The 22,929-nt window shown below is 65.4% G+C and carries 22 protein-coding genes; 6 read left to right on the forward strand and 16 right to left on the reverse strand.

Features of this window, described 5'->3' with window-relative positions; translation table 11 throughout:
• Positions 1 to 109: 109 nt before the first annotated feature.
• The 11 genes from FOS14_RS22215 to FOS14_RS22265 form a co-directional block, all read right to left on the reverse strand.
• The gene (locus FOS14_RS22215; protein WP_255450522.1) at positions 110 to 1,519 is read right to left on the reverse strand and encodes an NADH-quinone oxidoreductase subunit N; all 1,410 of its coding nucleotides are present in this window, start codon (positions 1,517 to 1,519) and stop codon (positions 110 to 112) included.
• 1 nt (position 1,520) lies between these two features.
• Positions 1,521 to 3,020: a NuoM family protein gene (locus FOS14_RS22220; protein ID WP_143773079.1), complete on the reverse strand. Its 1,500-nt coding sequence runs from the start codon at positions 3,018 to 3,020 to the stop codon at positions 1,521 to 1,523.
• Positions 3,021 to 3,057: 37 nt separating this feature from the next.
• A complete protein-coding gene (locus FOS14_RS22225; RefSeq protein WP_143773043.1) occupies positions 3,058 to 4,908 on the reverse strand; it encodes an NADH-quinone oxidoreductase subunit L in 1,851 nt (616 codons plus the stop codon).
• A gap of 3 nt (positions 4,909 to 4,911) precedes the next feature.
• A complete protein-coding gene (gene nuoK, locus FOS14_RS22230; RefSeq protein ID WP_143773044.1) occupies positions 4,912 to 5,217 on the reverse strand; it encodes an NADH-quinone oxidoreductase subunit NuoK in 306 nt (101 codons plus the stop codon).
• Positions 5,214 to 5,771 (reverse strand): NADH-quinone oxidoreductase subunit J, encoded by a 558-nt coding sequence (locus tag FOS14_RS22235; protein ID WP_255450523.1) that lies wholly within the window; start codon positions 5,769 to 5,771, stop codon positions 5,214 to 5,216. Before FOS14_RS22235 ends, nuoK begins: the two co-directional genes overlap by 4 nt.
• 24 nt (positions 5,772 to 5,795) lie before the next feature.
• On the reverse strand, positions 5,796 to 6,719 hold the full coding sequence (locus tag FOS14_RS22240; protein WP_255450524.1) for an NADH-quinone oxidoreductase subunit H: 924 nt from the start codon (positions 6,717 to 6,719) through the stop codon (positions 5,796 to 5,798).
• Positions 6,712 to 7,923 (reverse strand): hypothetical protein, encoded by a 1,212-nt coding sequence (locus FOS14_RS22245; RefSeq protein WP_143773046.1) that lies wholly within the window; start codon positions 7,921 to 7,923, stop codon positions 6,712 to 6,714. The genes FOS14_RS22240 and FOS14_RS22245 overlap by 8 nt, the downstream gene beginning before the upstream one ends.
• A gap of 41 nt (positions 7,924 to 7,964) precedes the next feature.
• Positions 7,965 to 8,312 (reverse strand): NADH-quinone oxidoreductase subunit A, encoded by a 348-nt coding sequence (locus FOS14_RS22250; RefSeq protein ID WP_143773047.1) that lies wholly within the window; start codon positions 8,310 to 8,312, stop codon positions 7,965 to 7,967.
• A gap of 92 nt (positions 8,313 to 8,404) precedes the next feature.
• Entirely contained in the window at positions 8,405 to 9,658 is a 1,254-nt protein-coding gene (locus tag FOS14_RS22255) for an MFS transporter (protein ID WP_143773048.1), read from the reverse strand.
• Positions 9,655 to 10,764, reverse strand: a complete 1,110-nt coding sequence (locus tag FOS14_RS22260) for a PLP-dependent cysteine synthase family protein (protein WP_143773049.1) — start codon at positions 10,762 to 10,764, stop codon at positions 9,655 to 9,657. Before FOS14_RS22260 ends, FOS14_RS22255 begins: the two co-directional genes overlap by 4 nt.
• 110 nt (positions 10,765 to 10,874) lie before the next feature.
• Positions 10,875 to 11,252 (reverse strand): hypothetical protein, encoded by a 378-nt coding sequence (locus FOS14_RS22265; RefSeq protein ID WP_143773050.1) that lies wholly within the window; start codon positions 11,250 to 11,252, stop codon positions 10,875 to 10,877.
• 433 nt (positions 11,253 to 11,685) lie between these two features.
• On the opposite strand from FOS14_RS22265, the gene FOS14_RS22270 reads away from it, so the two are divergent.
• From FOS14_RS22270 to FOS14_RS22285, 4 genes are all read left to right on the forward strand, one after another.
• A complete protein-coding gene (locus tag FOS14_RS22270) occupies positions 11,686 to 11,901 on the forward strand; it encodes a heavy-metal-associated domain-containing protein (protein ID WP_143773051.1) in 216 nt (71 codons plus the stop codon).
• Between the two features lie 34 nt (positions 11,902 to 11,935).
• Positions 11,936 to 12,118, forward strand: coding sequence for a hypothetical protein (locus FOS14_RS22275; RefSeq protein ID WP_143773052.1), 183 nt, complete (start codon positions 11,936 to 11,938; stop codon positions 12,116 to 12,118).
• An 18-nt stretch (positions 12,119 to 12,136) separates the two neighbouring features.
• Positions 12,137 to 14,395: a cation-translocating P-type ATPase gene (locus FOS14_RS22280; RefSeq protein WP_143773053.1), complete on the forward strand. Its 2,259-nt coding sequence runs from the start codon at positions 12,137 to 12,139 to the stop codon at positions 14,393 to 14,395.
• A gap of 422 nt (positions 14,396 to 14,817) precedes the next feature.
• Entirely contained in the window at positions 14,818 to 15,186 is a 369-nt protein-coding gene (locus FOS14_RS22285; RefSeq protein ID WP_143773054.1) for a hypothetical protein, read from the forward strand.
• A 26-nt stretch (positions 15,187 to 15,212) separates the two neighbouring features.
• Here FOS14_RS22285 and FOS14_RS22290 read toward each other — a convergent pair whose 3' ends face one another.
• On the reverse strand, positions 15,213 to 15,818 hold the full coding sequence (locus FOS14_RS22290; protein WP_143773055.1) for a TetR/AcrR family transcriptional regulator: 606 nt from the start codon (positions 15,816 to 15,818) through the stop codon (positions 15,213 to 15,215).
• A gap of 62 nt (positions 15,819 to 15,880) precedes the next feature.
• On the opposite strand from FOS14_RS22290, the gene FOS14_RS22295 reads away from it, so the two are divergent.
• Complete coding sequence (locus tag FOS14_RS22295; protein WP_185981895.1) at positions 15,881 to 17,305, forward strand: hypothetical protein; 1,425 nt, start codon at positions 15,881 to 15,883, stop codon at positions 17,303 to 17,305.
• A 281-nt stretch (positions 17,306 to 17,586) separates the two neighbouring features.
• Here FOS14_RS22295 and FOS14_RS22300 read toward each other — a convergent pair whose 3' ends face one another.
• The 4 genes from FOS14_RS22300 to FOS14_RS22315 all read right to left on the reverse strand — a co-directional run bounded on the left by FOS14_RS22300 (position 17,587) and on the right by FOS14_RS22315 (position 20,234).
• Complete coding sequence (locus FOS14_RS22300) at positions 17,587 to 17,895, reverse strand: hypothetical protein (RefSeq protein ID WP_143773057.1); 309 nt, start codon at positions 17,893 to 17,895, stop codon at positions 17,587 to 17,589.
• Positions 17,896 to 17,999: 104 nt separating this feature from the next.
• Entirely contained in the window at positions 18,000 to 18,386 is a 387-nt protein-coding gene (locus tag FOS14_RS22305; RefSeq protein WP_143773058.1) for a sigma factor-like helix-turn-helix DNA-binding protein, read from the reverse strand.
• A 334-nt stretch (positions 18,387 to 18,720) separates the two neighbouring features.
• Complete coding sequence (locus FOS14_RS22310) at positions 18,721 to 19,848, reverse strand: PLP-dependent cysteine synthase family protein (RefSeq protein WP_143773059.1); 1,128 nt, start codon at positions 19,846 to 19,848, stop codon at positions 18,721 to 18,723.
• 107 nt (positions 19,849 to 19,955) lie between these two features.
• Positions 19,956 to 20,234, reverse strand: coding sequence for a hypothetical protein (locus tag FOS14_RS22315; protein ID WP_143773060.1), 279 nt, complete (start codon positions 20,232 to 20,234; stop codon positions 19,956 to 19,958).
• A gap of 1,616 nt (positions 20,235 to 21,850) precedes the next feature.
• Here FOS14_RS22315 and FOS14_RS22320 point away from each other — a divergent pair.
• Positions 21,851 to 22,861, forward strand: a complete 1,011-nt coding sequence (locus FOS14_RS22320) for a prolipoprotein diacylglyceryl transferase family protein (RefSeq protein WP_143773061.1) — start codon at positions 21,851 to 21,853, stop codon at positions 22,859 to 22,861.
• The last annotated feature ends 68 nt before the right edge of the window (positions 22,862 to 22,929 follow it).

The raw sequence follows: 22,929 nt of genomic DNA on the forward strand, positions 1-22,929 counted from the left end.
TCCGTCGACCGCTACCGCTACACGTGAAGTGGGTCCCAAGCACGCCAGAACCATTCGTCACGACCACGCGTTTGAGGCTTTGTGGACGTCCACTCGTCGAGGGCGTGGATTAGTCGAGTAGTGCCAAGATTGCGCCGCTGGCCACTCCGACGACCAAAGTCGCGATAGCGGCGAGGTATGCCACCGTTGCTGCCGGACGCACGGTCACCGTGACGGGATCGGACTCACCGGCGAGCGCCGGCACAATCCAGCGCAGGTAGTAGAAGAGGCTGGCCACGGTGTTGACGGCGGCGAGCACGACGAGCCAGCCGAGGCCGGCGTCGAACCCCGCGGCGAAGATTGTCAGTTTCCCGACGAAGACCGCCGTGGGCGGTGTGCCGACAAGCCCGAGCAGCGATACGAGGAGCGAGGCAACCAGCGCGGGGTGTCGACGAACCAGGCCACGGAAATCGCTGACGGTGACTAGGTTCGGTAGCGCGCATATCACCGCGAATGCACCTAGGTTCGACAGTGCGTAGGCAGCGAGATAGAAAAGCGTTGCGGGCCGGGCTAACTCGGTCGGTGCGGCGGCGACACCGATGAACAGGTACCCTACTTGGCTTATCGTCGAGTATCCGAGCAGCCGTCGCGTATTGGCCTGGAAGAATGCACCTAGGTTGCCCAATGTCATCGTGGCCGCCGCAATTACGGCGATTATCGACGGCCAGTTCAGTGTCGCGTGATCGAGGACATCGACGGAGAGCCGCAAAATGGCCACCACGGCACCGACTTTAGGGACAGTCGTGACAAATGCCGCCACCGATGGCCGCGCACCTTGGGTGACATCGGGAATCCAAAAGTGTGCCGGTACGGCCCCGGCTTTGAACAACAGGCCAGTGATCAAGGCGACCGCGCCGACCGCCACTGCGACCGTCGGCGCGGTCGGCACCGCCGCCGCCAGCGCCACGTATCCCGTCGCGCCCCCGACGCCGAACAAGATGGTGACGCCAACCAGCATGATGGCGCCGAACAGCGCACCCAAAAGATAGTATTTCATCGCGGCTTCGGTGCCCGTTGAGTCCTTGCCGAATCCGGTCAACGCGTAAAGAGGAACACTGGCAAGCAGATACGCCGCAACGATCATCAGCAAATCGGTGGCGCCGCCGAGCAACACCGCGCCGAGCCCGCCGAGCACCACTAGCACACAGAACTCCGACTCGCGTGAGTGCGACCGTGTCTCGGACACGGCCAGCGCAAGGACGAGCAGGATCGACGCGGTGACGACGATCCGCGTCGCGTTGGTTGCGGAGTCTACGGCGTAGCTGCCCTCAAACGCCCCGGTCGGGGCGCGCCCCCAGGCGATCAGGGTAAGGATCAACGCGGCACCGGCGGCGACCGCGCAGCCCAGTCGAACCATCCATTGGCGGTGGCGTGGCAGGAATGCGCCGACAAGTAAACCGATTACGCCACCTGCGGCCAGGACTGCTTCCGGCGCCAGCGTGGCCAGATCCTCGACCATTGTGGCGGACATGTCCTGCATGTCAGCGCTCCACCAGCAGCACAAGTGTCCGCGATGCTGGCTCGATCACGTCGAGCAAGAACCGCGGGAACAACCCGATGGCTACCGAGGCCGCCATCAGCGGCACGATCGAGATCGCCTCGGATGCGGTGAAATCGGTGATCGACGAATGCCCGTGCTGGGCCTTGCCGAGAAAGATACGCTGATACGCGCGAAGCAACAGAGCCGCGGTGAGCAGGATTCCGAACATCGCCGCGACTGTGGCCACGGGTGCGGGCTGCAGTGAGCCGGTGAATATTTGAAACTCCGCGATGAAGCCTGAAAAACCCGGTAATCCCAGCGAGGCGAAGGCAGCAACCGCGGTGGTCGCAGCGAAAACCGGGGCACAGGAAGCCAATCCACCATAGGCGTTGATGTCGTAGCTGCGGCCCCGGTCGTAAAGAACACCGGCAAGCAGAAACAGCGCACCGGTGATCAGAGCGTGGCTGACCATCTGAGTGACCGCGCCAGCGACTGCGAGCTGACGTGCCTGCACCGTTGTGTCAGCCACGATTCCGGCGGCACCGAGCGCTAAGACGATGTAACCCATGTGGTTTACCGACGTGTAGGCGATCATGCGTTTGAAGTTGTTCTGCGCCAATGCAACCAGCGCACCGTAGAGCACGCTGACGACACCGACGACGACAAAGACGACGGCAAAGCGCCGCCACGGTTCGGGCAGCAGCGGCATCGCGATACGCACGAAGCCATAGGTGCCCAGTTTCAGCAGCACACCGGCCAGGATCGCCGATCCTGCCGCCGGTGCCTCGGTGTGCGCGGGCGGCAACCACGTATGAAAAGGCACGGTCGGAGTTTTGATCGCCAAGCCGACCGCGATCGCGGCCAGCGCCGCGGCCGCGATCGCGCCCTTGCCGGCCAACGGGTTCACTTCGACCACATCGACGATGTCGAAGGTGTGTGGTGTCCCCGCCAGATAGACGATGATGAAGCCCACCAGCAACGCTAGAGATCCGATGAAGGTGTACAGGAAGAATTGCAACGCCGCGCGACGCGCTCCGCCGTGACCCCAACCGTTGATGACGAAATACATCCCGACGATCGACAGATCGAAAAACACGAAGAACAGCACCAGATCCAGGGAAACGAAAACCCCCAGACACACCGTCTCCAAGAACAAAAACAGCGCCGCATACGCCCGTACCCTGCGCGTTTCACGCAACGAATAGACCGCACAGGCCAAGAACAGTACGGCCGTCACCGCTACCATCGGCAGGCTCAATCCATCGACTCCGATGTGATAATCCGAACCGATGCTCGGGATCCAGGGCCACCGGACTTCGAACGCGAACCCGCCACGCCGCGGTGCGCCGTGGCCCCGATAGCGCGCCCACATCCCGGCGACGAGCGCGACCTCCACCGCACTGGCGGCCACCCAGAGCCAGCGGATGAGGCGGTCGGACAGCCGCGGCACAAACAACGCCACCGCCGCGACCACGGGCAGGAACACCACGATGCTGAGCACACTCACCTCGTCCTGTCGTCATGGATCGTTGCGCCGCTCACGTCAGCACCACCACCAGCACCGCCAAAACCACCATCACCACCACTGCCTGCGCGTAGTACTGGTGCACCTGCCCGGTCTGCGGTCGGCGCGCCCATCCGGCCAGGTCGCGCGCACCTGCAGCGACTGCGATCACTAGCCCGTCGATGACGGGCTCAACGCGGGCGGTCCAGCGAGCGGCGGTGATGCCCTCCTGTGCCAGCGCCCACACCCCACGATCGAGCACCGCATCATCGAAGCGTGCCAACGCTGCCGCTGTCCGCAGCGTGGGCGCCACGATCAGAATCCGCACGCCGTGTTGGAGCCCGAGCCACCCAGCCAACACCGACACCGACACCGACGGAACATCGCCCCATCGCCGCACGACGACTGCGGTCACCGCAACCGCGGCCACAGCGACGAGCCCCGACAGCGCCAACTCGCCTCGTGTGGCCCCGGTCGCCGCCGCGCCACCGACGACCGAGAAATGCACCGCAGGTAGCGCCAGCGCACCCAGACCGGCCGCGGACGCGGCCAATGCGACCAGCGGCAGCCACTGCCGTGCCTTCACCCGCCGCGTCCCTTTTTCCTCGACGTCGAATCCCGATGCGGCGTCGGAGGCTTCGGGCAACCACACCAACACCAGTGCCCGCCCCGCATACACCGCGCCCAGAACCGCGGCGGCAAACCCGATCACATACAGTGGCTGCGATTGCTGCGCCGCAGCGGCGAGCACCCCATCCTTGCTCACCCACAACGACAGCGGCGGCACACCCGCCAAACTCAGGGCACCGACACTGAAGGTCCACCCCACCACCGGATAGCGCCGCGCCGCACCACGCAGGCTCGACAGGTTCTTGGTGCCCAGTGCGGTCAACCACGCGCCAGCGGCCAAGAACAACAGACTCTTGGTCGCTGCGTGTGCAACCAGCTGGCCGGTCCCCCCTGCGACATCACCGACACCTGCGGCCAGGACCATGTAGCCTACCTGCGAACAGGTCGAGGCGGCCAACAACTGTTTCAGATCGTGCTGGCATACCGCGACCGCACCCAATGCCACCGCCGTGGCGACCCCGACCCAAGCCACGAGAGTGGCGGCCCAATCGGTCGCCGCCAGCACCGGCTGCAACCGAAGAAGCAGATAAGCACCCGCGGCCACCATCGTCGCCGAGTGCAGCAAGGCCGACACCGGGCTCGGTCCGGCCATTGCCCGGGACAGCCAGAAGCTGAACGGGAGCTGCGCGGACTTCCCCAGGGCGGCAACTACGATGCCGGCGGCCGCGACATCCCGCCACCGCCCTTCCAGCCCGGGCAAGTCGACCAGACGCAGCGACCCTGCGCCGCCGGCCACAGCAGCCCCGGCAGCGAGATACAGCCCGACATCGCCGGTTCGGGTGGTCAGGAAGGCCGCCAGTCCAGACGCTGCTCGGTCGGCGTCGGCCCAGCGGAACCCGATCAACGCATACGACGCCGCGCCCATGAGTTCCCACGCCATCAACAGCTCGACCAACGTCGCCGCCGTGACCGTCGCCAACATCGCCGCGGCGAAAATCAGCATCAACCCGAAAAATCTCGCGCGCGCGGCATCCCGTCCCAGATCACCCGCAGCGAAAACCAGCACGGCCACCACGACGACCGCAACTGTCACGATCATGACCACCGACAGCCCGTCGACCCGCAGGACCACCGCGACACCCGCCAGAAACGGCGCCGAAACCGTCGGTCGCTGCGCAGCATTCACGATCGACAGAGCCAATGTGGCCGCTGCGGCGCCGAGGGCAATGCCGGCGGCGCATCGATCGGCGCGGCGGCCCGCCAACAGCAGGGTGCCACCAACGATCGCCGGCACGGCAATCAGCGACCACAGCACCGGTCAGTCCTTGAGATCTGCGGCCATGTCGACCATGTCGACGTCACGGGCACGAAAGATCGCGGTGGTCACCGCGAAACCAGCGGCCATCTCGACGGCCATGACCGTCACCGCGACCAGGACCAACACCTGGCCATCGGGGCGCTGCGGAGCGGTGAAGTACCAGAACGCCGCCGTACCGACGATGACCGCGTTGATCATCAACTCGAGTCCCATCATCACCATGACAATGGACTGCTGCGACAACACACCGTAGAGGCCGACGCTAACCAAGGCCGCGGCGAGGACCAGATACTCCGGCAAATTCACCGCCGCACTCCCGGCAGCGGATCGATCGGTCGACGTCGTTGGAGGTCGTCACCGAAGCGGTCGTAGCGGCCGCGATGAGTCGCCAACACGACGGTTGACACCATCGTCGCGAACAACCCCATGCCCACGACGATCATAACCAGCATGTCGGGTCCCATCAGCGCTTCTCCGAGAGTCTTCGTCGGCCGCGGAGGTACCGGTGAGGCGGATCGCGGCCACGGAACAAGAAGCGCGCCCGCGGTCAGTGCGGCGAAAACGCCGAAAGAGATCGCCAGGGCTCCTTTTCGGTTGTGCACCATTGTCATCGGCATGAGCCCGGCCGGGTTCATCATGTACATGATCATGAACACCACCATGACGACCATCTCCATGATCATCATGAGGATGACCAACACTCCGAGATAGGTCAGCTGCACCAGCAAAACCGTGACGGCGGAGAAAACGAACGACAGCAGCAGCGCGAAGGTGGCTCTAGCCATCGAGCTCACCCGAAATACTGCAATCCCAGTGACGACGGCGCCCGTGGCGCACACCCAGAAAGCGATCTGTGACAAAGTCTTTCACCTTCCCTTCCGGCGTTACGCCACCGCGAGGATCGACACGATCAACGTCTGCACCAGCATCACCGGCAGCAGAACGACCCAGGAAAACTCTTCGAACCGTTCCATGCGCATGGTCGGGACGCGCCGGCCCGCCCACACCAGCACAACCACGACGATCACGGTCTTGATCACCGACCACAGCCACGCCGGCAGCAGTGGACCCGAACCACCGCCGAGAAACAACGGCACCGCCATCGCCGCCCCCGCGACGAACAGGCTCCAGCGTCCGGTGAGGAACACCAACCGATCGACACCCGACAGCTCCGCGAGGACCCCGCCGGCGATGTCGCTGGAGACCGCCTGCCGAAAAGGCGGCATGAACGACATCGCCAATACCGAGAGCAGATACACCACAAACGCTGCGGGCATCCACACCACGAACCACAAGCCCTGTTGTGCAGCAACGACATCGGCGACGCGTAACGACCCGGCTCCGACAGCGACGGTGATGAGCGCGAACATGTGCGGCAGTTCATAGGCGAGCCCTTGCGCGACGAACCGGTAGCCACCGACCAGGCTGAACGTCGAGTTCGGGCCCCAGCCCGCGAGCCACACCGCCGCCCACGCCACGACCTCCATCGCGTTGAACCAGACGAGGCTCACTGCGGAATCGGCCACCACGCGGTTACCGAACGGCACTACAGCGGCGGCCAGAACCGCGGCCAACATCAGCGCCATGGCACCGGCACGCCACAGCAGCCGATCCGACCCCACCAGGACTCGACGTTGCTGCACCAACAAGAACGCTGCTGAGCGCAGCGGTTCAGCCATCGCGGCAGTCAGCGGTGCCCGAGCCGGCGCTGCCCGCACGACAGCTTCAAAAGTTACTGCCATCCACACGAATACGACGACAGCCACCGGCAACAACGCCGCACTCCAGGATGGGAACGTCTCAATCACGATGAGCTTCTTCCCCGTGATGACCGGGCTGCGCCACGAGCGCGAGATAGGGATCGAAGCTCGCCACGATCAGACGCGCCTGCGCCACCTCGGCGCCAACCAGCAGTCCCGGCAATGCATCGAGTAACCACTGGGTCCACACAGGTGACTCAAGCCCGGCTGGGCCACCGAGTGCCGCGGTCTCGATGCCATGAACCCAGCGCAGGAGACGGTCATATGCATCACCGGTGTATTCCTCTGCTAGGTGCTCATCGCCGGGAACCGGTCCCAGCCCCGACAGCGACCACCGCAGCATTCGTGACCGGCGCACGCGGGCGCTCCAGGCCCGCACTTGCCGGCGCGTAGCGAGTCCCACAGGCCCGGCGAGGATGTCATCGCGTAAGCGCCGGGCGGTGATGGCGGTGTCGTCCCACCCCGTCAAAGCCAGCAGGCGGCTGCACGAATCCAGCCGCCACGCGCTCGTCGCGCGCTCCGGCCCGATCTGGTCGGCCAGATGCGACCAGAACGGGCCGTCACCTGCGGCCGCGGACAGCGTGGCGACATCGACCGCGGTGATGACGTCACCTTGCATCGTGGCGGTGACCAGCAGACCCGTCGGCCATAGCGGTGTGGCCGGCCCGAGGGGCACATTGAGCACATCCAATTTCAGGCCATCGCGGTCTAAGGCGCGTTCAGCCATCGCGATGCCACCGGGCATCTGCATCCCCGCCATGTTGTGGCCATGGTGGCCACCGTGCTCGTCGCCACCGTGCTCGTCGCCACCGTGCTCGTCGCCAGCGTGCTCGGAATGCATGTCGTGCCCGGATTCGCCGTGGCCGACGGCGTGACCGTTGTCGGATGTGGTGCCGCGGGGGCCGCGGTGTTCATGGCCGCCGCCGAGGAGTGCGCGCTCGTGGTGGCCGGTGTATAGGGGCTCGGCTGCCGGTGGTGTAGTTCTCGGCGCGTCCGGTGTGTCCCCGGCGAGCTGGCTCACGGCGGCATCGAGCATCGCTGCGACATCGTTGGCGTGCCGGAGGTCGGCGCGCGCTCGCGGGTGCGGCATCGCCGCCCACACCGACTCGACAGCGAGCCGAATCGATTCCAGGTCCGCGCCGGCGACGATCAGTATGTTCGCTTCGGCAGGACTCAACGCCATCGGCCAGCCTCGTTCGCGCACAGCCTTTTCCACGGCCAAACGCTCCGCAGTACCGGCTGGCGCGGTCATCGACAGCACGCAGGGCTGGATCCGGTGGCGCAACCAATTCCTCACGTCCACCGCAACGCGCCCTCACGCCACGCATAAACGACACCGGCCATCAGTATTGCGAGAAACACGAACATCTCGGCGACCGCGGTGGCCCCGATCTCGGCCACCACGAGCGCCCACGGATACATGAACACCATTTCCATGTCGAAGGCCAAAAACACCATCGTGACCGTGTACCAGCGCACGTGATACCGCGAAAACGCATGTTCCCTCGGCGCCGACCCCGTCAGGAACGGTGACACCTCGCGCATGGCTGTGCCGCATCGCAGCAGCAATCCGACACCGTAGATCCCGGCAAGCCCTGCGACTACAGCTGCGGCGGCGACGCCGAGATTGAGGCTACTCATCGCATCTCACCCCAGCGCACGGTCGCCAACCTACTATGCGGCTTCGGAGGTCGTGGCCGGACTCGGTGACAAGATCGAATACCGTTGCGAATTCAAACCTCGACCGCTACGGCAGGTTCGAGCATCCGGCGCTTGTCGAGGCGGTGTAGTCCGAACGCTGCTGCTGCACCTATGAGGATCAGCCCGAGCCATACCAGTTCCCCGGATCCGAGGTGTCGCGCGGCGCCGACGATCGAACCGGTCGCCAGGTTGCCGGCCAGGATGCCGACGCCGATGACGGTGTTGTAGAAGCCGTAGTGGGTGGCCACGAGTCGGCCACCGGCAAGGGAGACAACGGTGTTCATTTCGAACGGGAAGGTGGCCGCGGTACCGACGGCCAGCAGAGCCGCCGAGACCACCAAGGCGGCAACGGCGGTCGCGGTGCCGAACCGCTCGGCGTCGGGTACCACGATCAGCGGGACAAACGATGCCGCGAGAATGCTCATTCCCACGACCAGGCTGTGACCGGATCCCCAACGGTCCGCGAACCACCGAGTGATCTTGAGCTGTCCGGCCACCGCGATCAATCCGGACACCACGAACAGCGCGGAGACCAGCGTCGTCTGCGACTGTGGGCCCACCAGGAAACCGGCCTGCAACGGCAGCGCGAGATAGATCTGAAACGACAGCACGTAGGAGCCGATCATCGCGATCGCGAACAGCACGAACGGCCGGTTCGCGATGATGGCTCGCCAGTCCTCGAGCACCGAGGTCTTCTCGGTCGCCGGTTCGGCCGCATGCGGGGGCAACGCCAGCAGCTGGGCCACCGTCAAGACCGCGAACACCACCGCCGCGCCGAGGGCGGTCACCCGGAAATCGAAGGCGACCAACCCGAGTCCGACCAGCGGGCCGAGCAGGATTCCGGCCTGGTAGAAGATGTTGAACATGGCGAACGCCTCGACCCGGCGCTCTGCGGCGTCGGCGGCGAGGTAGGCACGAACCGCGGGGTTGAACAGCGCACCAGCGAAGCCGGTGGCCGCCGAGGCAATCAACACCGCGGGCAGCGACTGCGCGACGACGAGCAGCGCGAAGCCGCCGGTACGGAGCAGGCAGCCGGCGACGATCATCGGTTTGTATCCGAGGCGGTCGGCGAGTGTGCCACCGAGAACGAACATGCCCTGTTGGGAGAAGTTCCGCACTCCCAGCACCAGGCCGACCGCCCACGCCGCCAACCCGAGTGGTCCGGCCAGATAGCCAGCAAGGTAGGGCATCAGCATGTAGAAGCCGATGTTGATGCCGAATTGGTTGATCATCAACATTCGGCTCGGTCCGTCGAAGCTGGCGAACCGCGACACGAAGCTTCTCATCGGCTGGCCTCCCGGGGATCGATGACGTTGACGCAGCGGGTCCAGGAACGCACCACCGCATCGCGTGGATGAGCAATGGTCGTCGGCTCGGCCGGTGTTGGCTGATCGAGCAGGTGATGGTGGCGGCAATAGTCGTCGTTGTAGATGGTGTCGAAGTAGCGTTGCGGGCCGTCGGGAAACACCGCCGCGATCGTCGTGTCGGCCGCGCTGGTCCGTGCCGCCCAGCCGGCGACCAGCGCTACCGCGCCCACACTCCAGCCGCCGCTGGCGTGGTGGGTGACGGCCAAGGACCGGCATGCCGCGACCGCCTCGGCCGGTGCCACCCAGTGCACCTCGTCGAATGCGGAGTAGTCGACGTTGGGCGGGTAGATGCTCGAGCCGAGACCGCGCATGAGCCGCGGGGTGGCGGCTTGCCCGAAGATGGTCGACCCGACCGTGTCCACGCCGATCAGGCGCAGGCTGGGATTGTGGTGGCGCAGCACCCGCGCGATGCCGGCCGAATGACCGCCGGTCCCGACCGAGCAGACCAGGACATCGACGTGGCCTAACTGCGTGAGCAATTCGTGCGCCAGCGGCGCATAGGCGGCGACGTTGTCGGGATTGCTGTACTGGTCCGGGCACCACGCCGATGTATCCGCGTCGAGTAGTTGCTGCACTCGCTCGCGGCGGGCCTGCTGCCAGCCGCCGACCGGATGCGGCGCGGTGACCATCTCGACCCGGGCCCCGTAGGCGGCGAGCAGACGCGCAACGATCGGTTCCAGGCCCGGATCAGTGACCAGCGTCACCGGGTGCTGGTACACCGTGCCGGCCAGAGCCAACCCCAACCCCAATGTGCCGCTGGTAGATTCGATGATCTGCGCGCCCGGCGCAAGATCGCCTCGCTGCCGCGCACGCTGCACCATGTGCATCGCGGGGCGGTCCTTCATGCCACCGGGATTCGTTCCTTCCAGCTTCGCCCAGAATCCTCGCTCTGCCGGGGCGAACGGCATTGAAATCCACAACACCGGGGTATTGCCCACCAGTGTGCTCGGGCGGTGATAGCGGCCCAGTGATCGCGGTGGGCCCGAATCGAGGTCAGGCGTGTCGTCGAACAAGACGTTGTTCATCAGTGATCGTCACTTCCGTATCGGCGCCGCTAGTTGCGGCGAGACGGCGAAATCGAAAAGCGGTCACCGGCCGTTGTGCACACGGCAACAACCGGCCTGGCGCTAACCGATCAGCGTCGAGCGATACAGAGATGATTCAGAATGGCGCTACCGCCACAGGAAAACGGCAGACCGCCCGGCGGTCCGCGCAGCGGCCGCACCGAAGCCACCAGCAACAGGCCACTCAGCACCGCCAACGCGACGCCACCTAGGAGCAGCGTCGCCAGCGAACTGTCGATACGCGGCAACACCGCGGTGAGGAAACCGTGGGCCATGTGCCGCGTCTCGCCCGTGACGTGGGCATGATCGGTCACCACATCGCCCGACCCAGCACCCGACACCACCGACAACGCATGCGGAGGATGAGCAACGGCGCGATCGGGCCACAGCACGCCGCACTGAACGACCGCGGCCGCGAGCATCCACACCGCCACCACGATGGCCAGCACAGGCGGCACTCTCGAACCGATGCGTACGACGCCTGACCTCACAATGCCCCAACGGTAGCAGTGCGGTGGACCTGACCACGAAAATCGGAAAGGCCCCGAACCGGAGCGACGCGCGACGCTGAATCTTCCGTGTCGGCAAAAGAGCGGATCGCGTCAGCTGACGGCCGGTATGCGTCCCTGCTACCACTCCAGCCGAGCAAGTCCACACACATACCACCTACTATGCCCGATAGTAGAAGCGACTGCCGGTCGGACACAGTTGCGCCGCGACAACGATGCCGCCACGCGGCGGTGTCGAGGTGATTGCAGCCAGCCACACCGTACCGAACTCCAGACCACTTGAATACGGTAGGGGGGTATGGTAGATATGGAGGTGGCGAGACCGGGTCGAACCGCCTCCCACCATGCAACGACGGAAGAAGCGAGGCCGGCGATGAGCGAGACCACAACAACCACCGCGACCGTCACAGGAATGACCTGCAGTCACTGTGCGGCGTCTGTCAGCGAAGAAATCCACAAGATCCCGGGCGTGACGGGCGTCAACGTCGATCTGGCCACTGGCCGCGTCACCATCGATAGCTCCTCCCCCGTCGACCGCACGTCGCTCGCCGAGGCCATCGAGGAGGCCGGATACCAACTGGCCGAATGAACTAGCTCCCGACGTCATGGCAGGAATGATCAGAATGAACGCCGCAACCAAAATCGCCGGGTTCGCCCTCGGCCTGGCCGTGATCTTCGGCGTAGCCGTAGGGGTCGGCGCCACGCTGGGGCCCCACGGCAACGAAACCACGAGACACACACCGAATCAGCCCGTCACCGCCACAAGTCATCCGACGAGCGAACATCCCGCCGGGCTCGGCCACTAAACACACGAGGAGCCGAGGATGAACGCCGTCACCGAAACCCCCACAAAGCAAATAGAATTGGCCATCGGCGGGATGACATGTGCGTCGTGTGCCGCGCGGATAGAGAAGAAGCTCAACAAACTCGACGGTGTCACCGCGAGCGTGAACTACGCGACCGAGAAGGCGCGCGTCGAATACGTCGGCGACATATCGCCCGACGACTTCGTCGCCACCGTCCAAGATGCCGGCTACACCGCGCACCTACCTGCTGGCCCGGCACTCGACGGTCAACCCGACGCAGGCGACACCGCACAGACCGACCCGACGGCCTCCTTGCGCCAACGCTTACTGATCTCTGTCGCGTTGACGGTGCCGGTGATCGTGCTGGCGATGGTGCCGGCCGCGCAATTCACCAACTGGCAGTGGCTGTCGCTGACCCTGGCTGCGCCTGTGGTCGTGTGGGCAGCGCTACCTTTCCACAAAGCTGCCTGGGCCAACCTGCGCCACGGCACCGCCACCATGGACACCCTGATCTCCATGGGCACTCTCGCCGCCTTCGGATGGTCGCTGTATGCCCTGTTCTGGGGCACCGCCGGTATGCCCGGCATGACCCACCCGTTCGAGCTGACCATCGCCCGCACCGACGGGACCGGCAACATCTACCTCGAGGCCGCCGCGGGTGTGACGACGTTCATACTCGCCGGTCGCTACTTCGAGGCCCGCTCCAAGCGGCGCGCCGGTGCCGCGCTGCAGGCCCTGCTCGAGCTCGGGGCCAAGGATGTCGCAGTCCGCAAGAACGGAGTCGAACACCGCATCCCCATCGAGGCGCTCGCGGTCGGTGACGAATTCGTGGTCCGCCCCGGCGAGAAAATCGCCACCGACGGCGTCGTGATCGAGGGTTCCTCGGCAGTCGATGCGTCGATGCTCACCGGCGAATCGGTACCTGTGGAAGTCGGCGCGAACGATCAGGTGGTGGGCGCGACAGTCAACGTCGGCGGCCGACTCGTTGTGCGCGCCAGCAGGATCGGCGGCGACACGCAGCTGGCTCAGATGGCCCGGCTCGTCGAAGACGCGCAGAACGGCAAGGCTCAGGCACAGCGCCTGGCCGATCGGATCTCCGGTGTCTTCGTCCCGATCGTCATCGCATTGGCGGTCGCGACACTGGGCTTCTGGATCGGAACCGGAGGGTCGATTGCGGCGGCGTTCACCGCGGCAGTGGCTGTGCTGATCATCGCGTGCCCATGCGCACTTGGGTTGGCGACCCCCACTGCGCTGATGGTCGGCACCGGGCGTGGTGCGCAACTGGGCATCCTCATCAAAGGCCCAGAGGTGCTCGAGTCCACCCGGCGTATCGACACGATCGTGCTGGACAAAACCGGCACCGTCACCACCGGTACGATGACCCTGCTCGACGTGATCACCGCCGCGGCCGAACAGCCCGATGAAGTGCTCAGACTCGCTGGGGCACTAGAGGATTCCTCCGAACATCCGATCGCCAAGGCGATCGCCGACGGCGCGCGCGACAAGGTCGGCGACTTGCCCGACGTCGAGGATTTCAGAAATATGGAGGGCCTCGGTGTCCAGGGCATCGTCGATGGGCACGCCGTGCTCGTCGGCCGGCAACGGCTGCTGGTCGATTGGGCGCAGCCGTTGCCCGAAGACCTCCAGGCAGCGATGCGGCACGCCGAGTCCGAAGGCAAAACCGCGGTCGCTGTCGGATGGGACGGTACGGCCCGGGCCGTGCTGGTCGTGGCCGACGCGGTCAAACCAACATCGGCAGTTGCCATCCAGCAGCTTCATGAGCTCGGGTTGACACCGATCATGCTGACCGGCGACAACGTCGCGACGGCATCCACGATCGCCGCGCAGGTCGGGATCGACACCGTCATCGCCGAGGTCATGCCGAGCGACAAGGTCGACACGGTAAAGCGGCTTCAGCGGCAAGGCAAGGTGGTGGCCATGGTCGGTGACGGCGTCAACGACGCCGCCGCGTTGGCTCAGGCCGACCTCGGCCTGGCGATGGGCACCGGGACCGACGTCGCCATCGAAGCCAGCGACCTCACTCTGGTACGCGGTGATCTGCGGGCGGTCCCAGATGCCATCCGGTTATCCCGCAAGACCTTGGCCACGATCAAAGGCAACTTGTTTTGGGCATTCGCCTACAACGTCGCCGCACTCCCCCTGGCCGCCGCAGGCCTGCTCAACCCGATGCTCGCCGGCGCTGCGATGGCGTTCTCGTCGGTGTTCGTCGTCAGCAACAGCCTGCGATTGCGTCGATTCACCTCGCACGCCGCCTAACCGCACCCGGATTGCTGGTTCGTGCGGCGCAGATCTGCAACACGCGAACTGCGTTCTCGCCGGGATAGGTGTTGGAAGGGAAGGCAACATGAGTGCCATGTCGATGTCCGTTGCGCGAGCCGCACGCCACCCGCTGACTCGAATGACAGTGCGGTGCATCATCAGCTGTGCACTGACCGGGCTGTCCGCCGCGTCGGCGGCCACCCCTAGCTCCCCCGTCCGGATCGGACCCGAGGGACGAGCGGCCCGTCGGTGCTGCCACTGAGGCGCGGAGCTGGTCTCCGGGGATTCCCTGATGCGCGAGTCGGTCGTGATTGGATCGGCGGCGTGTGGATTCCGGATCGTCTGCTCGCGATCACGGCCAGCCATCTCCCTCGACCGCGAAGTTAGTCTGCCGCGTCTTCAACCGGACCGATCGCGCCGTGATCAGCGCGGCGGTCGACGCCGCCCGGACCGGGCCCGGCCGGGTCGCCGCCGACATCGGTTTCGGCGGCGCGATCGAACTCGAGTTGCTGCTCGACAAGGTCGCGACGACGGCATGGTCTGCGGGTTCGAGATGTCGGAAAACAGGCTCACGGACACGCGAGCACGGTTTCGCGCGGACTTCGCGGCCGGTCGGCTGCACTCCCAATACCAGTTCTGGGCGACGTCTGATTCGGGAGATCAGCGCCGAGCTGCGGCAGGCGGGGCTGGACTTCGAAGGCGACCGCCAGGTCGGTGGCAGGAAGCACGCCGTCCATCTGCTGCTCGCGCGATATCCGCACTCGCCGGCAAACCAAGCGCTTAGGTGAGGCGCGCATCGTTCGGTACGCCGGCGCTAGCCGGTGTCCGGTGAGGAAGGGGTGGGCCCGAGCAGTCCCTGCAGCACCAAATCCAGGATCGCCGACCGGGCAGCCGACTGACCCCATTGGTGGGCGGCACGCAGGTGGATGTAGCCCCAACCCACGAGGTTGAACAAGACCGTGGCCGTGGTCTGCGGCGGAAGATGCCGCAACGTCCCGTCCACGGCCCCATCTCGCAGCAGCCGCTCGAAGGGTTCGGCGAAGACTTCCAGGGTCAGAGAATCGGGTCCCGGCTGATGAAAGACCTCACCGCGCGCCAAAAACATCCCCGCTAGCAGGTACAAATGTTCGTCGGCGGTATCGCACAACGCCTCGAGCGCATGACGCAAACGCTCCGCAGCGCTGCCGGAGCGGGCCAGCGCCGGCAGCATCGCGCGACGGTAGGTGTCGGCGGCCTCCGCTGTCAGCGCCGCGACGAGGTCCTCACGGGTAACCCCACGCCGATAGATGGTCGCCCGAGACATGCCGGCTTCGACGGCGACCCGGTCCAGCGTGACTTCCGCCAGACCCCACCGAGCCACCGCGGCGGCCGTGGCGTCCAGCAGCGCTCGATCGACGATCGGCTCTTGACGTTGCGACATAACAACAGCATAGTTGAGACATGATAGTCTCAGAATCGCAACTAGAGCGTCTCACGCTTCCTGTGGGAGCCTGGTGGGTCGCGGTCCCGGCCGGAATGCTGGCGCTTTTCGCGACCTACTGGGACGACGCCTGGCATACCGACGTCGGTCGCGATTCGGCCTGGATTCCCCCGCACCTGCTGCTGTACGGGGCGATAACAGTGGTCGGAATCGTGGTGGCAGGGTGGGGCTTTCGAACGCTGTGGCTGACCCGGTCGGTGCGCTCAGCGCTGGGCTACCGACCGGTGACCGTCGCCTCCCTCGGCGGTGCCGGGGCGTTGGCGGCCGCGCCGATCGACGCCACCTGGCATGCCCAATTCGGCCGCGACGCCGTGTTGTGGAGTCCACCCCACATGCTGCTGGTTTTTGCCTCGACTGCGCTGATCATCGGAATCCTCACCGGTTCGCCACACCACCACCGCCCGCTGCGCTGGGCGGCCTCGGTTCTGTTGATCGGTAACGCCGCCGCGGTCGTCTTCGAGTACGAGACCGGTGTGCCACAGTTCTCCGAGGCGTTCTACCTGCCGATCCTCATCCTCACCGGGATGCTCGTGGCCTGGGTGGCGCGCGAATCCGTGTCGATTCGCTTTCCGGTCGCCGCAATGGTTCTCGGCTACGCGGGGTTACGCATCGCAATCAGCCTGACTCTGCTGCTACTGGGTCGAAGCACTCCCGACCTGCCGCTGGCCGTGCTGGGTCTGGCGCTGATTGACCTTCCCCTGCCGCACCTGGCTCAGCGCTACGCGGCCGGGGCGTGTGCGACCGCGGCGATAGCTTGGCTCGCAGCTGCCACGGGTCTGGCAAGCCAAGCTCCCGGCGCCATTGCGATCTCCGCCGCGCCGATCATCGCCGTCGCGGCGATCGTCGTCGTGGCCGCCGGGTACCGGGATCGCTGGGCGCCGACGGTGGCGGGTGGACTGCTGGCTGCGGCGGTGCTGCCCTTGAGCGTCCCTCCCCCACCGGCGCGGGCACATGACCCCGGCCAGGGGGCACCGGTGCAGCGCGTGCAGTTGACCGGTGCGTCGAACGTCGCACGCACGTTGACAATTCGCGCGACCGTCGCCCACGGCTGCAACACGCTGGCACCGGCCGACGTGGTCGCGCGCCGCGCGGGCGACACGATCGTTGCGCCGCTGCACGCGGTCAGGTCATGCACATACACCGGCACCATCGAGGTACCGACAAACGGGCGCTGGTTCGTCTATGTCGAACTGCGCCAGTCCACTCACCGTCAGCTGGAAGCATGGATTCCGTTGAACGCAGGGCATGCCGAACAAATCACCCAGACACGCGAGCTGTACGTGCCCGCCGAGGCCACAGCCCGAACGCGACCCGCAGAGATGATCGCGGGAACGGTGATCTATGCGATAGGAATCGCGCTGCTGATCGCGGCCGTGCGCACCGCCCTCGGAGTGAATGTCGCTCGGGTTGCCGTGGGACGGCGGTAACCGCACTGGAGCACTGATAGGACCGACACCCGCTCGCGCTCGCCTCCGGTCCGCGGGGGCGGTGTCGGGGCCGACCATTCGGGTAACCATCATCGCCGGGCAGGTTCGTGCGTGAGGAGGTGAGCAGCGATGATGTGGCCGCAGATGATGGCGATGTTTCGCACCTGGTGGAACCACATGTTCCCGATGTGGCCCATGTGACCACCGGTGCTGACTGAGGTGATCCGGCGCTGGGCGCAGAGCGCTCGACTCCGCACCCAGCATTCGGCGCGTTTCGGTGCTCAGCTACTTCCGAGCCGAGGTATCACACCGGAGTTGAGGCTACCCAACGGTCCTCGCTGGTTCTGAAACTGGTTGTTGAAGTTGGTATTCGGGCGCGAATGGTGCCGGTGATGCTTGGTCCGGTTGACGTCATCGCCATGGCTGCCCTGCCCCGGCACGTCGTAGTTGCCGCGATCGACCTGCACGACGCCGGGCACGGTATCAGCGACCGCCGGTGTGACCACCGCGATCGCCGGTGCGAGTGTCACTGCAAGACTCGTGGCCACGAGCAGAATCCGGCGGCGGGTCGTCGAGTTGTCTCGTCTCATGATTGTTCTACTTTCTTCTGGAAGGTTCGACCGGGGGTAACGCGGCCTGCCAACTGGCAGCAGTCGTTTCGGCTCCCGTGGAGGCGCGCGCGGATTCGAACCCCTCATGCCGCCGCCGCACGCAGCCGATCCAGCGCCCGGTGCCCGAAGATCTGTACCGAGGCCAGGGGAAGGTCGAGCGCTGCCGCAGTGTCCGCGGTGGACAGGCCTACCGCTATCCGTAACACGAGGGTTTGTCGCTGCAGTTCGGGCATAGAACCCAGTGCTCCACCTATGGCGTTGGTGTGCATACTATTTCGCGGTCGATGAGCGATCTCGGCAGCTGTGGTCGAATAGAGCAACCGCAGAAAGGCCCGTGGGGTCAGGGTGTCGGACCTGCCCACCCGGTCCATCACGACGCGACATACCCGCTGGGCCAACTCGTCGGCGCCCTCGCGTTGCCAGCAGCCAGACCGACGAGCCCGGCAATAGGGCACAGCGAAATCGCGCACCGCTGCAATGACATTCGAGACCGCCGCGCGGTCACCGGCTTGGGCGCACTGGAGCACATCGGTTTCCGGAATTACGAACAAGAGTGATTTCTTTCGATGGTTGATTTACCGCACAAGTGGTTCAACCGACGTTGGTTTCGCCGGCCCCCAGACCGGGGGCGGTAGTGGCTGGGGGCCGGCTTCACCCGCGCCGTTGCACGATCGAACCCTTCCATCCGAAAGTCATCGCTGCGTGGAGGAGAGCTGAGAAACCCACGCAGCATGCACCGGATCGGTACTGCCAGATACCGAGGTTGAATCGGCGGGCGCGAGCACTGCCGCGTTCTGACGGTTGCTAGGCCGACATCGGACGCGGGTTGATCGGTGCTGTGCAGCGGGTCCAAGACTGCACCACACGTTCAGTCGGATGGGCGATGGTGTCGGGGTTTGGCGGCGGAACGGCACCGAGCAGGCTGTGCTGACGGCAGTAGTCGTCGTTGTACACCGTGTCGAAATAGCGATGCGGCCCGTCGGGAAAGATCGCGGCGACGCAGGTACCGATGGGGCTCGTGCGCGCTACCCAGCCCGCGGTGAGTGCGACCGCACCCACGCTCCACCCGCCGCTCTCATGGTAATTGGCGGTGAGCGTGCGGCATGCCCACACGGCCTCGCCCGGTGCGACCCAATGCACTTCGTCGAATGCGGCGTAGTCGACATTGCGGGGGTAGATGCTCGAGCCCAGCCCTCGCATCAACCGCGGACCGGCGGGCTGGCCGAAGATCGTGGAATTGATGGTGTCCACTCCCACCAATCGCATGCTCGGGCAGTATTTTCGCAGCACGCGCGCTACGCCGGCCGAGTGCCCACCAGTTCCCACCGAGCACACCAGAACATCGATGTGGTCGAGTTGATCGAGCAACTCCATCGCCAACTGCTCGTAGGCGGTCACATTGTCGGGGTTGTGGTACTGATCGGGGCACCAGGAGCCCGGTGCGGCACGCAGCAGTTGCTGGACCCGATCCCTGCGGGCCTGCTGCCACCCTCCGAGCGGATGAGGCGCAGTCACGACATCGATGTGCGCGCCATAGGCATTCAGCAGGCGCACCATCATCGGCTCCATGCCGGGGTCGGTGACCAAGGTGACCGGATGATCATGAATCATTCCGGCCAGCGCCAATCCCAAACCCAAGGTTCCGCTGGTGGATTCGACGATCGTCGCACCGGGCGTCAGGTCGCCGCGCATCTTGGCCCGTTCAACCATGTGCAGCGCTGGTCGGTCTTTCATTCCGCCCGGATTGGCGCCCTCGAGCTTGGCCCAAAACCCTCGCCCGCCGTCGGCGAACGGCTCATCGATCCACAACACCGGCGTATCCCCCACCAAGGAGCGCGGTGATCTGGCGGGAAACGGGGCGTCGGTCAGCGGACGGCTCGACGCGAACACATCCGGGCAGGGGTGGACAGCGGACAATGAAACGGCAGTCATAGATGAATCCGATCTCTGTATCGCGAAGCCTTATTCGGCATCGACGCTGGTGAAGGACGGGCGGGAGAGGCAGTCGACCCAGGGGTCAATTGCCTGTCTCGCGCCGATCAGCACCTGCTGATACAGAGCTCGTTCAAGATCATCCGCCCTGACCAAGCGGAAGCGAAAACCCGCGGCGGAGCGCGCGCGGACAATTCACCGGTCAGCGCCGCACCCACCAACAGCGCGACGAAGAAGCCCGCGATCCCCAGCGCCGGTACCAGGTCCAAGCGCACCGGCGCAGCGAGGAGCACTTCGGGATGCGGCACTTGAGCTGATGCGGAGCCGAGATGGGAGTGTTGCTGGTCGACCGACTCGCCGTGCAGCGCACCCCCGGCCGCAGCCACATCGACCACACTTGACAGAGAGATCGCTATGTCATGCGGATGCAACGAATCGGTGGCATCCCCAGTGTTTGGCACCCAGTGAAAAAACATCAAAAGTGCCAGTCCCACCACACCGAACGCCGCAGGCGCCGTAATCCGGCGCCGAAGCGATGTTGCGGGACTGAGCACGGCAGCCACGCTACCTGACTACTATCCGACTTAGTAGTAAGCGAGTGAGATTCACAGAAACGCGACCGAATCCCATGTAGCGCCAACGTCCACGGTTACCCAATCTCAGCGAGGACGGCGATCTCCGGATCGAACGGCCCAGCACAATCCGCGCCGCCGGCCGCAACAGCGCAACCGAGATATGCCGGATCGAACCGTGACTCGCAAGTACAAGTAACCGAGCAAACTTCGCGCCAAATCACCGATAGTAGTCCTGAGGTCTGCCGATCTCGGGGCCATGCTGTGGCCGCCTCCTGATCGGATCGCTCGCGAGGCTATGTCGTCCAGGGGCTGTGCGTAGTTCGGTGGAGCCAGGAAGTCCCATCGTCGACCCAGCGGAGACGACGCCGCGGAGAAGGCGACCGTCCTCTCCTCCGTTATCTTAGCTGCCCCAGTCGTTTTGAGAGGTTACTGAGAATCGCGCGGAGGATCGCGGAGGATAACGCCGTGCGTCGTCGTCCGGTACCGTCGTGTCCGTGCGATAGATTCTCTCATCCGGAATTGGCCGCACACCCTGACCGGAACCGTTGGACGCCGTTCCGGTCAGGCCTTTTTCTGGGCCAGACAGCGCGCCGGCAGCATCGAGGGCATGGTGCCGAACCATTGCCAGGCGCACCGCGGCAATGCGCGCGAATGCGTACCGGAGACCTACCCCGGCAACCCCTTGCTGGGCGCAGTGTCGTCGTTGAGGATCCTGCCGCACCTGGATGAGCCGAGGTCATGTGGAAAGTCACTGATTGGCAAGGAGTCGCCCTGTGTGGCACGGGCAACACTGCGCGTGATGCACAGCATCGCACACCAACTACTAATGTAATTAGTAACTGACGCAGGGGATGACGCGTCGTTTTCGCCGAAAGGCCTGCAATCCGACTCCGTGTAGTTGTCGACTCTGTTACTGGTTCACCTGTAGTGGCGCAATGAAATTGGGTACGGTCACGCGCCGCCAGATGCAGCAGCTCGGTGGATCATCGTGCGCGGTGCACGCCTCCGATAACGCGTCCGCCTCAGCCTCTACCTACTAAGCGCCATAGTATGTAATCGGTACTGTCGAACCTAGGAGCAGGACGGTAGATGTCTGCTTCGGGCGAGCGGATGACGGAGGCACGCGGATGGCGAAACAGCGTCAGGCCAGAGCTCGAGCGCGGCAACGCGCGACATCCGCTCGCGCAAGTCGCACCCGTCGACGCGCGGCTGCACGCGCCACGCGAGAGCGGCGGGATCATCACGAACCCGCCATGGCCTCGCTTTCACTCCTTGAGACCGCAGATCAATCACGGAGCGAGCCAGCCTCACTATCGATCGACAACGCGTCGGGTTTGTCGACAACAGCGCAGGTCAGCGATGCCCGACCGGGACATACGTCGACGGGGCCACCGCTCGCGGGCGGGTGTGCGGGCGAGGTTGCTGCGATGGACCCGCAGGTGCTCGCCGCGTCCTGCTGGATCGAGGCACCGCTGGATGGAAACCCGGTTTCGGATGTCTCGGTGCGATTCACCGGAACCCGGTATCAGCCGGGTGGACTGCCGGGAGAGCTCGACCGTTTCGAGCAGGTGGCCACGGCCCCCGCCATACCGCGCGGCGCCGGTCGGTTGGCGATCACCGCGCGAGTTCACCACCTCAGCCCCGGCCGCTGGGACGTGCGCGCGAGCACCCTCAACGGGACAGCGTTACCGACCTGGGTTCCGCCACACAACGAGCACCTCCGCACCCAGTTCGGTCCTTTCGCTTACGGGCCCGGTGTGCATCTGTGGGCGTGGCCGGCGCTGATCGGGATCGGCGCCGTTGTCGCCCTGGCTCTGCAAGCGCTGCTGGTCGCGCGCGGCGGCGGCGATGCCGGTGTCGTCGTGGGCATTTCTGTGCTGAGTTGCCTGCTCGGTTTCGCCGGCGGCAAGCTCTGGTATGCGCTGCTACACAAGCGGTCGCTTCGCACATTGCACCAGGGCGGCGCGTGTATCCAAGGATTTCTGCTTGTCGCCTTCGCGGTTCTGGCCGGCGGCGCGTGGCTCACGGGGCAGGATCTGGCGGCGACACTGGATGCGACGGCACCGGCGGTGTTCGTGGGTATGGCAATCGGGCGGCCCGGGTGTTTTCTCACCGGATGCTGCGCCGGGCGCCCCACCGCGTCGCGCTGGGGACTGTGGGCCAGCGATCGCCGGGTGGCGGTTCGCCGGGTACCGGTTCAGCTGATCGAAGCATCAGCCGCGGCGCTCATCGCTGTGGCCTCCCTCGCTGTGACCTTCGCCGTGTCCAGTCCCTATCGAGGTGGACTGTTCGTTGCCACGGTGGCCGCCTACACGATCGTGCGCCAGTGGTTGTTCGGCTTCCGGTCCGATCCGCATACCGGCGTCGGCCGCATCGCAACCGTCGTGATCTGTCTAGCGGTGCTGGCGGCCGATATTCTGTGGCTCGTGCCGCACTGATGACGAGTCACCGTTGGGGTGGTGCGGCTTTGCTCGCCACCATCGAGCACCGTCGGTGGGCTGCGACT

The sequence above is a fragment of the Skermania sp. ID1734 genome, assembly GCF_007489285.1.
Taxonomy (GTDB): Bacteria; Actinomycetota; Actinomycetes; order Mycobacteriales; family Mycobacteriaceae; genus ID1734.

Bases quoted from the DNA above. Each gene is read 5' to 3' on its own strand.
- FOS14_RS22260 (WP_143773049.1), bottom strand. From the start codon at position 10,764: ATGAACAACGTCTTGTTCGACGACACGCCTGACCTCGATTCGGGCCCA.
- FOS14_RS22280 (WP_143773053.1), top strand. From the start codon at position 12,137: ATGAACGCCGTCACCGAAACCCCCACAAAGCAAATAGAATTGGCCATC.
- FOS14_RS22270 (WP_143773051.1), top strand. From the start codon at position 11,686: ATGAGCGAGACCACAACAACCACCGCGACCGTCACAGGAATGACCTGC.
- FOS14_RS22215 (WP_255450522.1), bottom strand. From the start codon at position 1,519: ATGCAGGACATGTCCGCCACAATGGTCGAGGATCTGGCCACGCTGGCG.
- FOS14_RS22310 (WP_143773059.1), bottom strand. From the start codon at position 19,848: ATGACTGCCGTTTCATTGTCCGCTGTCCACCCCTGCCCGGATGTGTTC.
- FOS14_RS22245 (WP_143773046.1), bottom strand. From the start codon at position 7,923: ATGACCGCGCCAGCCGGTACTGCGGAGCGTTTGGCCGTGGAAAAGGCT.
- FOS14_RS22250 (WP_143773047.1), bottom strand. From the start codon at position 8,312: ATGAGTAGCCTCAATCTCGGCGTCGCCGCCGCAGCTGTAGTCGCAGGG.
- FOS14_RS22300 (WP_143773057.1), bottom strand. From the start codon at position 17,895: ATGAGACGAGACAACTCGACGACCCGCCGCCGGATTCTGCTCGTGGCC.
- FOS14_RS22320 (WP_143773061.1), top strand. From the start codon at position 21,851: ATGGACCCGCAGGTGCTCGCCGCGTCCTGCTGGATCGAGGCACCGCTG.
- FOS14_RS22255 (WP_143773048.1), bottom strand. From the start codon at position 9,658: ATGAGAAGCTTCGTGTCGCGGTTCGCCAGCTTCGACGGACCGAGCCGA.
- FOS14_RS22275 (WP_143773052.1), top strand. From the start codon at position 11,936: ATGAACGCCGCAACCAAAATCGCCGGGTTCGCCCTCGGCCTGGCCGTG.
- FOS14_RS22290 (WP_143773055.1), bottom strand. From the start codon at position 15,818: ATGTCGCAACGTCAAGAGCCGATCGTCGATCGAGCGCTGCTGGACGCC.